Genomic DNA, 14,581 nt, shown 5'->3' with positions numbered 1-14,581 from the left:
ATGCCCAGGACGGCTCCCCAGTTCCATGTCCTGCCGGATCCGGACGCGCTTTATCGGGCGGCCGCGGAGCGCCTGCTGGAACTGGGCAAGCGTGCCCTCGCCGAGCGCGGCGCCTTTCACCTCGCCCTCGCCGGCGGCGCCACCCCGCGCGGACTGTACCTGCTGCTCAGCAGTCCTGAGCTGGCCGGCCACCTCGACTGGACGCAGGTACACCTCTATTTCGGCGACGAGCGCAGCGTGCCGCCCGAACACCAGGACAGCAATTACCGCATGGTGCGCGAAAGCCTGCTCGAGCGCCTGCCCGTGGCGCCGCAGGTACACCGCATCGCCGGCGAACTGGCACCGGAACAGGCGGCTGCCGACTACGCCGCACTGCTCGATCGTCAGTTGCCCGCCGACGGCTTCGATCTGGTGCTACTCGGCCTCGGCCCCGACGGCCACATCGCCTCACTGTTTCCCGGCAGTGACAGCCTCAATCAGCGCAAAAAAAAGGTGAGCGCGGACTACGTGCCGAAGCTGAACAGCTGGCGCATCACCCTCACCCTTCCGGTCCTCAATCATGCGCGCCACCTGTTGCTGCTGGTCAGCGGCGCGCACAAGGCCGACGTGCTGCGCCACGTGCTGCGCAATATCACCCACGCCAATCCGCTGCCGGTGGAAATGCTGCGCCCTCAAGGTCAGCTGGAATGGTTTGTCGATGCCCAGGCCGCGCGCCACATCGAACGCCGGGACTGAATCTGCATGAGCCTGCTGCGCATCCTCGCCGGTGACATCGGCGGCACCAAGACCCTGTTGCAACTGGCCGAGTTCGAGCCCGGTGCCCGGCGCCCGCGGCGCGTGCTGCGCGAGGCGCGCTACGACAGCGCCGCCTATGCCGGAATCACTCCGCTGCTGGATGAGTTCCTGCGCAACGATCAGGGTCCGCTGCACGGCGCCTGCCTTGCCGTCGCCGGCCCGGTGCAGGGCGATGCCGCCCGCCAGACCTGCCGCCTCACCAACCTGTCCTGGCAACTGGACTCGCAACGCCTCGCCGCCGATCTGGGCCTGCCCACCGCACGCCTGATCAACGACTTTCAGGCCGTGGGCTACGGCATCGAGGCGCTCAGTGCCGACGAACTTGTCCCCCTGCACCACGGCACGGCGCAGCCGCAGGCACCGCGCCTGGTGCTCGGCGCCGGCACCGGACTTGGCGTGGCCCTGCTCATGCCCTGCAACGGGCGCTACGAAGTGTTTCCCACCGAGGCCGGCCACATGGACTTCGGCGGCGGCGACGAAATACAGGACGGCCTGCTCACCTTCCTGCGCGCGGAGTATGGCCATGTGTCGTGGGAGCGCATCGTCTCCGGCCCCGGTCTGGTGAACATCTACCGCTACCTGCTGGCCCGTAATGGCGCCAATGACCGTGCTTCGCTGCTGCAGGCAACAGATCCTGCTGCCGCCATCGCCGCTGCCGATGATGCCCATGCGGTAGCCGCGCTGGAACTGTTCGTGCGCCTCTACGGCGCCATCGCCGGCAACCTGGCCCTGGCCTGTCTGGCGCGCGGCGGCGTCTATCTCGCCGGCGGCATCGCCGCCAAGATCCTGCCGCACTTGCAACGGGGCGGCTTTGCCCACAGTTACACCGACAAGGGCCGCATGCGCGCCGTGGTGGAAGACATTCCGGTGCATGTGGTTACCCTCCCGCAGGTGGGGCTGCTCGGCGCGCTGCTGGCGGCGACACGCATCGACATCTGAACCCGGACCATCCGCGCCTACACTCTCAAGGAAACGATGAACGACAAATACCGCATCGCCGTCGAGGTGGAAACCCAGTATCTGGACGATCAGTCGCTGCCGGATGAGGGGCGCTACGTCTTCGCCTATACCATCACCATCCGCAACACCGGCAGCATGCCGGCCAAGCTGCTGTCGCGCCACTGGATCATCACCGACGGCAACGGCGCCGTGCAGGAAGTGCAGGGCGCCGGCGTGGTGGGCGAGCAGCCGCACCTGCAACCGGGCAAGCAGTTCCGTTACACCAGCGGCACCGTGCTCGACACCCCGGTCGGTTCGATGCAGGGCAGCTACCAGATGCGCGCCGACGACGGCCACGAATTCGATGCCGAGATCCCGGTGTTCCGCCTGTCGATGCCCAGGACATTGCATTAGGGAAGCTTTGAATAAGTTCAGAGCTTCCCTAGTTTCGGGCCGGCGGGCGCGGCCACGATGTTCGCAACTCGAAGCGCAGAACGCGAAACTTCCTTATGTCGTTACGCTACACCTATACCCTGTTCGCCCCGCTCTATGATCTGGTGCTCGAGCGGGCCAGCGTGGCACTGCGACGCGACAGCCTGCAACGCCTGGGCATGCAGCAGGGCGACGTGCTGCTCGCCGGCATCGGCACCGGCCTGGACATCCCGCATCTGCCCGACGGTCCGTGCTATATCGGTCTGGACCTCACGCCGGCCATGCTGCGGCGTGCGCAGCGGCGCAGCAGCGGCCGCAACGACATCCATCTACACCTGGGCGATGCCATGCAACTGCCCTACCGCGATGCCGCGTTCGATGCGGTGGTGCTGCACCTGATCCTCGCGGTGGTGCCGCATCCAGAGCGCCTGTTGGCCGAGGCCGAGCGGGTGCTGAAGCCGGGCGGCCGCATTCTCATCGTCGACAAATTCCTGCGCCCCGGCCAACGCGCCCCGTTGCGTCGCCTGCTCAACCTGTTCACCCGCCATATCGCCACCCGCACCGATGTGGTGCTGGAGGACGTGCTGGCCTGCTGCACGCGCCTGCACCTGAAGCTGGATGAACCGGTATTGGCCGGAGGATGGTTCCGGCGCATTGAATTGAAGAAAGTGACCAGCGATGTAAGGTAGATCGACGCAGCGCATCCACCCTACCCCTGGCGCGCACAACCCGATAAGCTTCCTCTTCCACCAAGCCCGAGACGCGAAACTGAATTATGTCCACCTACGCCATCGGCGACATCCAGGGCTGCTACGACCAGTTGATGCAACTGCTGGAGCAGATTCGATTTGATCCTGCCCACGACCAGCTGTGGTTTGCCGGCGACCTGGTGAACCGCGGACCGAAATCGCTGGAGGTATTGCGCTTCGTGCGTGATCTCGGCAGCAGCGCCGTCACCGTACTGGGCAATCACGACCTGCACCTGCTGGCGGTATGGCAGGACAGACACCACCACTTCAAGTCCAACGACACCCTGCTACCCATCATCAAGGCCCCCGACTGCGATGAACTGTGCAACTGGCTGCGCCGCCAGCCGCTGCTGCACCATGACGCCACATTGAATTATGTGATGGTGCATGCCGGCCTGCCGCCGCAATGGGATCTGGCCACGGCGCAACGTCTGGCGGGCGAGGTAGAGAGCGTGCTGCGCGGCAAGGATTTCATCGCCTTCATGGAAAACATGTACGGCAACAAACCCAAACTGTGGGCGGAAGAACTGCGCGGTTGGGACCGGTTGCGCTTCGCGGTGAACTGCTTTACCCGCCTGCGCTTCTGCACCATGCAGGGCGAGCTGGATTTTCACCACAAGGGCAAGCCGGGCAGCGAAGAAGGCGAGGTCATGCCGTGGTTTGCCGTGCCGCAGCGGCGGAGCCGCGACCAACGCATCCTGTTCGGCCACTGGTCCACCCTGGGCTTTCACCGCGATAACAACGTCTGCGCCCTGGACACCGGCTGCCTGTGGGGTGGCGCCCTCACCGCCCTGCGCCTGGAGGATGGGGCGGCGTTTCACCTCGGCTGCCCGGCCACCTGCTCGCCTGGAGCCGACTGAGGCTGTTTCCCCTTGATGCACGTCAAGTGCATGCGGTCACGGTGGAATTAAACTTCATATTCACAAAAACCGTCCCGCCGCTCATCTCCGGTGCGGACGCAATCCAGCGGCAGGATGCTGCACCCGCGCGGAGAACTCGCTGCGATGCTCATTCGGAACCGTTCCCTGTCCTTCAACATCCTGCTGCTGGCCATCGTCATCGGCGCCCCCTATGCCGTGCTGTGGGGCTGGCTGCTCTACTCAGGCCGCATCGGCTTCGACGTCATGGCCTGGGTGGTCGTGCTGCTGGCCCTGGATGCCGTGGTGATGGTGCTGTTCGTGCGCGGCCTGATGATGCCGCTGCGCACGGTAAGCGAGGTGATGCACCATGTCGCGCAGGGCGATTTCACTGTCGAAGTGCGCAACCCGTATCAGGGCCAGATCGGCGATATGCTGGCCGATGTCGCCACATCGGTGCGCGCCAATCGCAGCATGATGGAACGCATCCTGGGCAATACCGTCAACATCGCCTCTGCCAGCTTCGAGACCGTCAGCTCCTCTTCCAAGGTGGTGTTCAATGTCGAGGCGGAAGAGAACCACGTGCACAGCATCTCCGAGGCCAGCCGCCAGATCAGCGCCACCGTGGCCGGCACGGCGGAAAACGCGCGCAGTGTCAGCGCAGCGGTCCATGAACTCAACACGACGGTCAGCGAGGGCAATGCCATCGCGCAACAGACCCTGAACAGCATGGGCCAACTGGCGGAGACGGTGGGTGAGGCGGCCGCCAAGGTGGAGGCACTGGGTGACTCATCGCGGCGCATCGGTGAGATCACCGCGGTCATAGACAACATCGCCAGCCAGACCAATCTGCTGGCCCTCAATGCCGCCATCGAGGCAGCCCGGGCCGGCGAACACGGCCGCGGCTTCGCCGTGGTGGCCGACGAAGTGCGCAGTCTGGCGGAGCGTACCAGCAAGGCCACCAGCGAAATCGCTGCCATGATCCACACCATCCAAAGCGAAATCGCCGCAGTCACCACCACCATGCAGACCGGTGTCGACCGTGCCGACAGCAGCCGGCAGGCGGCGCTGCGCACCGGTGAGGCCTTTGATACGGTGCAAGGCGGCATTGCCACAGTCACTACCCTGATCGGCCAGATCGCTGCTGCCGCAACGGAACAACAGACCGCCACCGAGGAGATCGCCGCCAGCATCCAGATGATTTCCGAGCTGGCCAGCAACAACACGCGCCAGGCGCACAACGCCGTGGACACCATCGAACAAATGAATACGGTGATCGGCGACCAGCTACGCACCCTGGAGCAGTTCCAGATTCCACACAAGGCGGTGCTGGTGGCCAAGTCCGATCACATGCTGTGGAAGAAACGCCTGACTGAACTGCTGCTGGGCCGCACCCAGATGCGCTCCAGCGAAGTCACCGACCACCACTCCTGCCGCTTCGGCAAGTGGTATTACAGCACCGGCAAGCAGATGTATGGCGACATTGCGGCATTCCGTTCCATCGAGGAACCGCACCGCCAGATCCACGCCATTGCACGCCAGGTGGTGGAACTGCATGAGGGCGGCAACAAGACCGAGGCGCAACGCCTCGTGGAACAACTCACCGAGCCCACCGCGCGGGTACTGACCTTGCTGGATGAACTGCACGGTGTGGCGACCGGCTGATCGCTCCTGCCGCCGACAGGTACTGCACCTGCAGGGCTAAAGCGACGATTCGCTCCCGACGAATCGTTGTTCGCCCCATCCCTGGGGCTCACCCCTGCAGGGCTAAAGCGACGATTCGTTCCCGACGAATCGTTCAAAGTCGGGGAGGGGCATGGGGCGTCCAAGCAGATAGCCCTGGTACTCATCACAGCCCTGCGCGCGCAGGAAGGCCAATTGTGACGCCTCCTCCACCCCCTCGGCGATGACCTCCAGGTGCAGGCTGCGCGCCATGGCGATGATGGTGGTGACGATGGCGGCGTCATCGCGGTCGCCGGGCACACCCTGCACGAAGGAGCGGTCGATCTTGAGGCGATCCACCGGCAGACGCTTGAGGTAACTGAGGGACGAGTAACCGGTACCGAAATCATCGATCGCCAGGCTGATGCCCAACGCCTTGAGCCGCTCCAGTGTGCGCACGCCGGCCTCGGCGTGGCTCAGCACAAAACCTTCAGTGATCTCCAGCTCCAGCCACTGCGGCTCCAGCCCGGTTTCCGCCAGCACTTCGCTCACCGTGGCCACGATATCACCATGCACTATCTGCTGCCCCGACAGATTCACCGCAATACGCAACGACCTGCCCGTGTCGTGCCAGCGCCGCGCCTGCCTGCAGGCGGCGCGCAATACCCAACGCCCCAGGGCCTGAATCAGGCCGGTCTCCTCCGCCAGGGGGATAAAGCGATCGGGTGACACCAATCCCATGGTCGGATGCTGCCAACGCACCAGGGCCTCGGCGCCGACACAATGCGTCCCGTCGACACTGGCCTGCGGCTGGTAATGCAATAGCAGTTCATCGCGCTCCAGCGCCAGACGCAGCCCACGCTCCAGCTCGAAGCGCTCGAGACTGAGGCGGGTCAGCTCCGGGGTATAGAACTGGTAATTGTTGCGCCCCACTTCCTTGGCCCGATACATGGCAGTATCGGCATTCTTGATCAATACGTCGGCATCGGCCCCGTCACCGGGAAACACACTGATGCCGATACTGGCGCCGATGTAGATGTCGTGCTGCTCCACCCGCACCGGTTCGCTCAGGGTCTCCAGCACCTTGCGCGCCACCACACCGGCATGTTGCGGATCACGCATGTCCTCCAGGATCAGCAGGAACTCGTCACCGCCCAGACGCGCCACCGTGTCCTGATCGCGCACCACGGCATTGAGGCGATGGGCCACGACTTGCAACAGGCGATCACCCACCGGATGGCCCAGACTGTCGTTGACGTTCTTGAACCGATCCAGATCGAGGAACAGCACCGCCAGCTGTTTGCCGCCACGGCGCATGCGATCCAGCGCCGTCTGCAAGCGATCCTGCAGCAGGACACGGTTGGGCAGGTCCGTCAGCAGGTCATAATGGGCCAGGTGATGGATGCGCTCTTCGGATGCCTTCTTTTCCGAAATATCGGTGAACACGCCGATGTAGCGCATGGGTTCGCCCTGGGCGTTCTTCACCACACTGAGATTCTGCCAGGCGGGGAATATCTCACCATCGCTGCGGCGATACCACACCTCTCCCTGCCAGCTGCCGTCCTCGTCCACCCGCGCCCACAACTGCTCGCAGGCCTGTGCATCGAACTGTTCGGCACTGAGCAGATCGCGCAGCAGATGGCCGGCGACAACATCGGCGCCATACCCGGTGATGGTGCTGAAGGCCTGGTTGACATCGACCACACGGTGATCGGCACCGAGGATCATGATGCCCTCCTGACTGCCTTCGAACACGCTGGCGGCGAGGCGTAGCTGCTCCTCGGTCTGGCGCGCGCGGGTCAGATCCTTGGTGCCCACCAGCATGCCGATGGGCTGTTCATGATCGTCGCGGATGATGCGGATCGACACCTCGATGGGGCGCCCGACCGGATTGCTCGGGTCGTCGGCGTCCATGGTGACGTAGGCATCCTCGCGCAAGCGCCGTGCGCGGCATACCGGGCATTCGTCCTGTTCACCGTGCGGGTGCATCACCAGGCCGATGTCATGTCCGAGCACCTGCTCCGGCGTCAGACCGAACAGGCGATAGAAGGCGCGGTTGGCGCGCAGCACGCGGTCATTCAGATCGAGCAGGTACACCGCATCCTCGAAGAAGTCCATGGCGTAGGACCACTCCTGGGCCGACTGCTGCAAGGCCAATTCGGCACGGCGCCGTTCCGTCACATCACGCCCCAGCACCACCAGGCCCTTGCGGCCGCCATTGGCGCCGAACACCGGCACCTTGATCACGTCATAGATGCGCGTCTCGCCGTGCAGCGTCGGGATGGCCTCCTCGCCGCGCGTAACGGCGCCAGCGCGCCAGGCGGCCTCATCGCTGGCCTCGCAGGCGAGAAACGCCTCGCGATAGAGGGGCGCGGTGAACTCGGCCAGTTGCGCATCGGTCTTGCCCTGATAGTCCACGCCCACCAGGCTGAACAACTCCAGATCGGCCTGATTCGCCTCCAGCCAGCGGCCCTCGGCATCCTTGAAGCAGATGATGTCGGGTGTGGCGTTGATCAGTGTGCGCAGGCGCTGCTCGCTTTCGGCCAGGGCGCGGGAGGTGTTCACCACCTCGCTCCCCAGGGGGCGGATCAGCCAGGCCGTGATCGTCACACCCGAGAGCACCATCAACAGTATGGTCAGCGCCGGCAACAGGAGCTGTTTCTGTACCGGCAGGTACAAATCTTCCACCCGCACGGCCACTGTCAACGCCCAGTCCTTGCTGTCGGGAATGGGCTCGTAAAACAGAACCCGCTCACCCGCCTCGGGCTGCAGGATACCGGTCAGCCCGCCAACGGCGCGTTGCAGGACTTGCAACAGACGGCCCTCGGCCGGCAGCAGGGTGAGTTCCGTGGCCAGGGCGTCGGTAGTCACCAACAGTTGCTGCGGCAGGTTGCCCAGATACTGCCGCGCCGGCATGCCGAAGGCGGCCTGGTCACCCAACAGCTTGAGCAGGCCGTCCAGGCGAAACACCACCACATCGGTGCCGACCCGCTGCATCTGCCGATTGATGATCGGCGCGCCGATGAGCAGATGGGGATGGCCCGCGATAAGCACCGGCCCACGCACCAGCGGCAGAGCGGCACTTTCCGGCGGCACCGGCAGACTCTCCTGGGGCGGCAGCAAACCCAGCGTTACCGCCGGACGACCGGCGGCATCCAGGCGCACCAGACCGGCCACGTCAGCGGATTGCCCCAGGGCGTCCTGCAGCCGCGGCGTGCTGAAGGCCACCAGTTCCTCGCGCGATACCTCGCCGCGGTTGTACTGTTCCAGCCGGTCACGGATCACGCTGCGGCTGGTGAGCTGCATGGCCACGTCGGCCAGCTTGTGAAAATACTGGCCAATGGCCTGCGTCTGGCCATGTACCTGCGATTGCAGCGCCTCCTCGCCGTGCTGGCGGCCCTGCAAATACAGCGGCACGCCGGTGGCCAGCCCCACCACCAGGCCGGTGAGCAGGATGCCCAGCATGGCAAAGGCCAAGATGCGGCGTTGCAGCTGATAGGTCTTGTGTGTGGTCACGCTGCCGGCTCCCGCCGCTCAAGGATCAAGAAGCTGAACGCATAGGGATTGCTGTCATCAGCCGGGTGATCGCCGCGCTCCACTTCGCGCCAGTCATTCCAGTCGAACTCCGGGAACCAGGCGTCCCCCGGTACATCCGCATGCACCAGGGTGAGGATCAGGCGATGCGCCTGCGGCAACATCTGGCGGTAGAACGATTCGCCACCGATGATCATCACCTCCGGCACATCACCGGCCGCACGCATGGCCTCGTCGATGGAATGCACCACCGTGGCACCGGCCGCCTGATAGGTCGCATCGCCGGTGATCACGATGTTGTGCCGCTCCGGCAGGGGACGGCCCAGGGATTCGAAGGTCTTGCGCCCCATCACGATGGGCTTGCCCAAAGTATGGCGGCGGAACCATTTCATATCGCCGGGCAGATGCCAGGGCAGGCGATTTTCGATGCCGATGACGCGGTTCTCCGCCAGGGCGACGATGATGGAAATCATCGGTTTCGGGTTTTGAGTTTCGAGCTTCGGCTCCATCGCTACATCTTGCACTGCACTCACCATCTGCACTATCCCCTTGTGAAGCTCGAAACCATAAACGCGAAACGCCCGGCCACTATACGGCGACAGGCGCCTTGATGTGCGGATGGTGCTCATAACCCACCAGCTCGAAATCCTCGTAGCGGAAATCGAAGATGGACTGCACCGCCGGGTTGATCTTCATCTGCGGCAGCGGGTGGGGCTCGCGCGACAGTTGCAGCTGCGCCTGTTCCAGATGATTCAGATAGAGATGGGCATCGCCCAGGGTGTGCACGAAGTCGCCCGGTTTCAGGCCGGTGACCTGCGCCACCATCATCGTGAGCAGTGCATAGGAAGCAATGTTGAACGGCACGCCGAGGAAGATGTCGGCGCTGCGCTGATAGAGCTGGCAGGACAGCTTGCCGTCGGCCACATAGAACTGGAAGAAGGCGTGGCACGGCGGCAGCGCCATCTTGTCGATCTCGGCCACGTTCCAGGCGGAGACGATGAGGCGGCGCGAATCCGGCGTCTTCCTGATCTGGTCGATCACCTGGCTGATCTGATCGATATGGCCGCCGCCCGGCGTCGGCCAGGAACGCCATTGGTAACCATACACCGGGCCCAGCTCGCCGTTGGGATCGGCCCATTCGTCCCAGATGGACACGCCGTTGTCCTTGAGGTACTGAATGTTGGTGTCGCCGCGCAGGAACCACAGCAGCTCGTGAATAATCGACCGCAGGTGCAGCTTCTTGGTGGTGACCACCGGGAAGCCCTCGGCCAGGTTGAAGCGCATCTGATGGCCGAATACGCTCACCGTGCCGGTGCCGGTGCGATCTTCCTTGCGCGTGCCGTGCTCCAGCACATGGCGCATCAATTCCAGATACTGCTTCATGCCTTCCCCCTTTTTGCCGCCAGAATCATCAATACCACGCCCACCGCCAGCAGCGGCAGCGACAGCAGTTGCCCCATGGTCAGCCAGCCGAAGGCCAGATAGCCGAGGTGGGCATCCGGCTCGCGCACGAACTCCACCAGGAACCGGAACGTCGCATAACAGAGGGCGAATAGACCGGATACCGCCATCACCGGCCGCGGCCGGCTGGAGTACAGCCAGAGGATGACGAACAGCAACACACCCTCCAGCAGAAATTCGTACAACTGCGTGGGATGGCGCGGCAACGGGCCGGCGCCGGGAAATACCATGGCCCAGGGCACATCGCTCACCTTGCCCCACAGCTCGCCGTTGATGAAGTTGCCGATGCGCCCGGCGCCAAGACCGATGGTGACTAGCGGCGCAACGAAATCCACCACGGCGAAATAACGCAGCTTGAGCTTGCGCGCGAACAGCCACAGCGCCGTCAGCACGCCGAGCAGGCCACCGTGGAAGGACATGCCGCCCTGCCACACCTTGAACAGCAACAGCGGGTCGGCGAGGAAGGCGGAGAAGTTGTAGAACAGCACGTAGCCGATACGCCCGCCCAGCACCACGCCGAGGGCGACATAGAACACGAAATCGTCCACCTGCGCCGGCGTCATCAACGCGCCGGGACGCCGCGCCCGCAGCCGTCCCAGCCACCAGCCGCCGACGAAGCCGATCAGATACATCAGGCCATACCAGTGCACCTTGAGCGGGCCAAGGCTGATGGCGACAGGGTCGATATCGGGATAGGTCAGCATCAGAGAAATTTCCGTTGTGGGGTCAAGGTTCCATGTTCACGGTGCAAGGCGCGGGCAGCGACGTCAGCCTTGAACCATCACAGCATCACCGAACGCGCGGTAAAGCACTTGATGTACTCGGTCTCGGGGATCGCCGGGTGCACCGGATGATCCGGTCCCTGGTGCCCCTGCTCCAGGATCTGCATCTGCCGGTCGAGGTGACGGGCGCTCTGGTGCAGCAGATCGAGGAACACCTCGCGCTGCAGATGGAACGAGCAGGAGGCAGCGACGAGGATGCCGTCCTTGCCGAGCAGTTGCAGCGCCGCCTGGTTGATGCGGCGGTAGGCCTGGATGCCCTCCTTGGCGTCCTTCTTGCGTTTGATGAAGGCCGGCGGATCGACAATCACCACATCGAAACGCTCCTTGTCGGCACGCAGTGCCTTCAGCGCCTCGAAGGCATCGCCCTCGATGGCATCCACCTTGTCCGCCACGCCGTTCAGCGCCGCATTGTGCTGCACCTGATCCAGCGCCGGGCCGGAGGCGTCGATGCAGGTCACCTGCGCCGCGCCGGCCGCCGCCGCGGCGATGCCCCAGCCGCCGATGTAACTGAATACGTCCAGTACCCGCGCCCCGCGCGCGTAGCGCTGCATACGGGCGCGATTCTCGCGATGGTCGTAGAACCAGCCGGTCTTCTGGCCGGTGCGCAGCGGCGCCGCGTAGCGCACGCCGTTCTCCTCCACCGCCACCGTCTCCGGCACCTCGCCCAGGGCCGTTTCCACATAGCTGCCGAGTCCCTCCGGAGCCCGGCTGGAGCTGTCGTTGCGCAGCAGGATCGCCTGCGGCTTCACCACCTTCTCCAACGCCGCCACCACATCCTCCTTCAGCACCTCCATGCCAGCGGTAGTGATCTGCACCGACAGCACGTCGCCGAAACGGTCCACCACCAGACCCGGCAGGCTGTCGCTCTCGCCGTAGACCAGACGGTAGTAAGGCTGGGCATACAGACGCTCGCGCAGGGCCAGGGCGATGTTGAGGCGGTGCACCAGCAGGGAGCGGTCCAGCACCTGGTCCGGTTCGCGGCTGACCAGCCGCGCGCAAATGAGCGAGTGAGGGTTCACATAGCCGCAGCCCAGCGGCTTGCCGTCGTTGGCCAGGATTTGTACCGGCTGGCCGGGGGCGAAGGCAGTGAGCGGGGTGCGCTCCACGTTCACCTCGTTGCTGTACACCCACAGATGGCCCTGGCGCAGACGGCGTTCTTCATTTTTCTTCAACAGCAGTGGGGCAAGTTCCATGGACAGCACCAGCAGGGAGACGGGCCGGCATTATCGCAAATTCGGGCTCACGATGCGGCGGTTGCGCTATAGTCGACCAATAGAGTCAGCCATAACCGCGCCCATGAACCGTCTGAGCCACGAATCCAGCCCCTACCTGCTGCAACACGCCCACAATCCCGTGGACTGGTATCCCTGGGGGGCGGAGGCGCTGGCCCGGGCCCGGGCCGAGGACAAGCCGATCCTGCTGTCCATCGGCTACTCCGCCTGCCACTGGTGTCACGTGATGGCCCACGAATGCTTCGAGGACCCGGCCATCGCCCGGGTGATGAACGAGCACTTCATCAACATCAAGGTGGACCGCGAGGAGCGGCCCGACCTGGACCGCATCTACCAGACCGCCCACCAGCTCCTCGCCGGCCGTGGCGGCGGCTGGCCGCTCACCGTATTCCTCGACCCCGACCAGGTTCCCTTCTTCGCCGGCACCTACTTCCCCCCCGCGCCGCGCCACGGCCTGCCCGCCCTGCCCGATCTGCTGCTGCACATCAGCGCGGCCTACCGCGACAAACGCGACCTGCTGCAGGAGCAGAACAGCGCCCTCCTCGCCGCCCTGGCCCAGACCAATCCCGCCGGTGAACTGGCTGGCCGCCTGGGCAACGGCCCCATCCACGAGGCGTTGGCCCAGCTGGCCGCCAGCCACGACAGCCTCCACCATGGCTTCGGCGCCGCACCCAAGTTCCCCCATCCCGGCAACCTGGAGCTGCTGCTGCGCTGCGGCGATGCCGCAGGACAGGCCATCGCCCTCGACACCCTGCGCGCCATGGCCCGCGGCGGCCTCCATGACCAGCTCGGCGGCGGCTTCTTCCGCTACAGCGTGGACGAGCGCTGGGACATCCCCCATTTCGAAAAGATGCTGTACGACAACGGCCCGCTGCTCGGCCTCTACACCGACGCCTGGCAGGTGAGCGGTGACGACGAATTCCGCACCGTGGCGCAGGCCATCGGCGACTGGGCGCTGCGCGAGATGCAGCACCCGGACGGCGGCTTCTACGCCACCCTGGATGCCGACAGCGAGGGCGAGGAAGGCCGCTTCTATGTCTGGGACGCCGCCGCGGTGCACGCCCTGCTGCCGGCGGAGGAATACGCCGTTGTGGCCCCCCACTACGGCCTCGACCGCCCCGCCAACTTCAAGGGCCGCTGGCATCTGCGTGTACACCAGCCGCTGGCCGCGATCGCCCGCACGCTGGGGCTTACCGAACAGGAGGCCGCCGAGCGGCTGGCCAGCGCACGGCAGCGCCTATACACAGCCCGGCACCTGCGTCCGGCGCCGGGCCGTGACGACAAAATCCTGGCCGCCTGGAACGGCCTGATGATCAAGGGACTGGCCAGCGCCGGGCGCCGCCTCGGCCGCAGCGACTTCGTCGCCGCAGCGCAGCGCGCCGCCGACTTCATACGGGAAAAGATGCTTGCCGGCGGCCGCCTCGCTGCCAGCTGGAAAGATGGTCAGGCCCGCCATATGGCCGTACTCGACGATTACGCCTTCCTGCTCGACGGTCTGCTGGAATTGTTGCAGGCGCGCTGGTGCGACGCCGACCTCGCCCTGTCCCGCACCCTGGCCGACGCCCTGCTGCACCACTTCGAGGATGAGGCCCACGGCGGCTTCTTCTACACCGCCGACGATCACGAAACGCTGATCCTGCGCCCCAAGCCCCTGGCCGACGAGGCCATACCGGCCGGCAACGGCAGCGCCGCCCAGGCCCTGGGCCGTCTCGGTCATCTCACCGGATCACTGGAATATCTCAGTGCCGCCGAAAACACCGTGCGCGGCGCCTGGCGTGCCGTGCAGGAGGCGCCCTATGCCCATGCCAGCCTGCTGCTGGCGCTGGAAGACCTGTTGCAGCCGCCGGCCCTGGTGCTGCTGCGTGGCGATCCGGCGCTGGTGCGGCCCTGGCAGGAGCGCCTGATGCAGGAGTACCGGCCGCGGCACTTTGTCGTTGCGGTGCCGCCCGACGCCCATGGTCTGCCTAGCGCTGCGCCACCGTCGACAGCGGCGCCACAGGCCCAGCTCTGCCAAGGTCAACAGTGCCATCCACCGCTGCACACCCTGGAGGCCCTGCTTGCCGCGCTGGTTTGATGCAGGTCAACCGGTAGGCACCCCCCCTGTGTTAGGGTGCGCCCTGGAATGTCGTAATCTCACA

At 65.1% G+C, this 14,581-nt stretch carries 12 protein-coding genes; 7 read left to right on the top strand and 5 right to left on the bottom strand.

All coding sequences use genetic code 11. From position 1 onward, the window contains the following. From pgl to ACMV8A_RS01880, 6 genes are all read left to right on the top strand, one after another. A complete protein-coding gene (gene pgl, locus ACMV8A_RS01905; protein WP_495324039.1) occupies window positions 1–735 on the top strand; it encodes a 6-phosphogluconolactonase in 735 nt (244 codons plus the stop codon). A 6-nt stretch (window positions 736–741) separates the two neighbouring features. Continuing rightward, a complete protein-coding gene (locus ACMV8A_RS01900; RefSeq protein ID WP_495324038.1) occupies window positions 742–1,734 on the top strand; it encodes a glucokinase in 993 nt (330 codons plus the stop codon). Window positions 1,735–1,770: 36 nt separating this feature from the next. After that, entirely contained in the window at window positions 1,771–2,148 is a 378-nt protein-coding gene (gene apaG, locus ACMV8A_RS01895) for a Co2+/Mg2+ efflux facilitator ApaG/CorD (RefSeq protein WP_495324037.1), read from the top strand. A 95-nt stretch (window positions 2,149–2,243) separates the two neighbouring features. Then, a complete protein-coding gene (locus ACMV8A_RS01890) occupies window positions 2,244–2,855 on the top strand; it encodes a class I SAM-dependent methyltransferase (RefSeq protein WP_495324036.1) in 612 nt (203 codons plus the stop codon). A gap of 86 nt (window positions 2,856–2,941) precedes the next feature. After that, entirely contained in the window at window positions 2,942–3,775 is an 834-nt protein-coding gene (locus ACMV8A_RS01885; RefSeq protein ID WP_495324035.1) for a symmetrical bis(5'-nucleosyl)-tetraphosphatase, read from the top strand. 144 nt (window positions 3,776–3,919) lie between these two features. Continuing rightward, window positions 3,920–5,437, top strand: a complete 1,518-nt coding sequence (locus ACMV8A_RS01880) for a methyl-accepting chemotaxis protein (protein ID WP_495324034.1) — start codon at window positions 3,920–3,922, stop codon at window positions 5,435–5,437. Window positions 5,438–5,539: 102 nt separating this feature from the next. Here ACMV8A_RS01880 and ACMV8A_RS01875 read toward each other — a convergent pair whose 3' ends face one another. The 5 genes from ACMV8A_RS01875 to ACMV8A_RS01855 all read right to left on the bottom strand — a co-directional run bounded on the left by ACMV8A_RS01875 (window position 5,540) and on the right by ACMV8A_RS01855 (window position 12,404). Next, window positions 5,540–8,950 carry an EAL domain-containing protein gene (locus ACMV8A_RS01875; protein WP_495324033.1) on the bottom strand — a complete coding sequence of 1,137 codons (3,411 nt, stop codon included), beginning with the start codon at window positions 8,948–8,950 and terminating at the stop codon, window positions 5,540–5,542. Beyond that, window positions 8,947–9,441: a type 3 dihydrofolate reductase gene (gene folA / locus ACMV8A_RS01870; RefSeq protein WP_495324032.1), complete on the bottom strand. Its 495-nt coding sequence runs from the start codon at window positions 9,439–9,441 to the stop codon at window positions 8,947–8,949. The genes ACMV8A_RS01875 and folA overlap by 4 nt, the downstream gene beginning before the upstream one ends. Before the next feature lie 115 nt (window positions 9,442–9,556). Further along, window positions 9,557–10,351, bottom strand: a complete 795-nt coding sequence (locus tag ACMV8A_RS01865) for a thymidylate synthase (protein ID WP_495324031.1) — start codon at window positions 10,349–10,351, stop codon at window positions 9,557–9,559. Next, window positions 10,348–11,133, bottom strand: coding sequence for a prolipoprotein diacylglyceryl transferase (gene lgt / locus ACMV8A_RS01860; protein ID WP_495324030.1), 786 nt, complete (start codon window positions 11,131–11,133; stop codon window positions 10,348–10,350). The genes ACMV8A_RS01865 and lgt overlap by 4 nt, the downstream gene beginning before the upstream one ends. A gap of 77 nt (window positions 11,134–11,210) precedes the next feature. Next, a complete protein-coding gene (locus ACMV8A_RS01855; protein WP_495324029.1) occupies window positions 11,211–12,404 on the bottom strand; it encodes a class I SAM-dependent rRNA methyltransferase in 1,194 nt (397 codons plus the stop codon). A 103-nt stretch (window positions 12,405–12,507) separates the two neighbouring features. Here ACMV8A_RS01855 and ACMV8A_RS01850 point away from each other — a divergent pair, with 103 nt between their 5' ends. Continuing rightward, entirely contained in the window at window positions 12,508–14,517 is a 2,010-nt protein-coding gene (locus ACMV8A_RS01850; RefSeq protein ID WP_495324028.1) for a thioredoxin domain-containing protein, read from the top strand. Window positions 14,518–14,581: the final 64 nt, after the last annotated feature.

This window comes from Sulfurivermis sp., from assembly GCF_059410345.1.
The sequence above is the reverse complement of the archived record's forward strand: the minus strand, read 5'-3'. Positions and strand labels throughout refer to the sequence as shown.

Bases quoted from the DNA above. Each gene is read 5' to 3' on its own strand.
- pgl (WP_495324039.1), top strand. From the start codon at position 1: ATGCCCAGGACGGCTCCCCAGTTCCATGTCCTGCCGGATCCGGACGCG.
- ACMV8A_RS01900 (WP_495324038.1), top strand. From the start codon at position 742: ATGAGCCTGCTGCGCATCCTCGCCGGTGACATCGGCGGCACCAAGACC.
- apaG (WP_495324037.1), top strand. From the start codon at position 1,771: ATGAACGACAAATACCGCATCGCCGTCGAGGTGGAAACCCAGTATCTG.
- ACMV8A_RS01890 (WP_495324036.1), top strand. From the start codon at position 2,244: ATGTCGTTACGCTACACCTATACCCTGTTCGCCCCGCTCTATGATCTG.
- ACMV8A_RS01885 (WP_495324035.1), top strand. From the start codon at position 2,942: ATGTCCACCTACGCCATCGGCGACATCCAGGGCTGCTACGACCAGTTG.
- ACMV8A_RS01880 (WP_495324034.1), top strand. From the start codon at position 3,920: ATGCTCATTCGGAACCGTTCCCTGTCCTTCAACATCCTGCTGCTGGCC.
- folA (WP_495324032.1), bottom strand. From the start codon at position 9,441: ATGATTTCCATCATCGTCGCCCTGGCGGAGAACCGCGTCATCGGCATC.
- ACMV8A_RS01865 (WP_495324031.1), bottom strand. From the start codon at position 10,351: ATGAAGCAGTATCTGGAATTGATGCGCCATGTGCTGGAGCACGGCACG.
- lgt (WP_495324030.1), bottom strand. From the start codon at position 11,133: ATGCTGACCTATCCCGATATCGACCCTGTCGCCATCAGCCTTGGCCCG.
- ACMV8A_RS01855 (WP_495324029.1), bottom strand. From the start codon at position 12,404: ATGGAACTTGCCCCACTGCTGTTGAAGAAAAATGAAGAACGCCGTCTG.
- ACMV8A_RS01850 (WP_495324028.1), top strand. From the start codon at position 12,508: ATGAACCGTCTGAGCCACGAATCCAGCCCCTACCTGCTGCAACACGCC.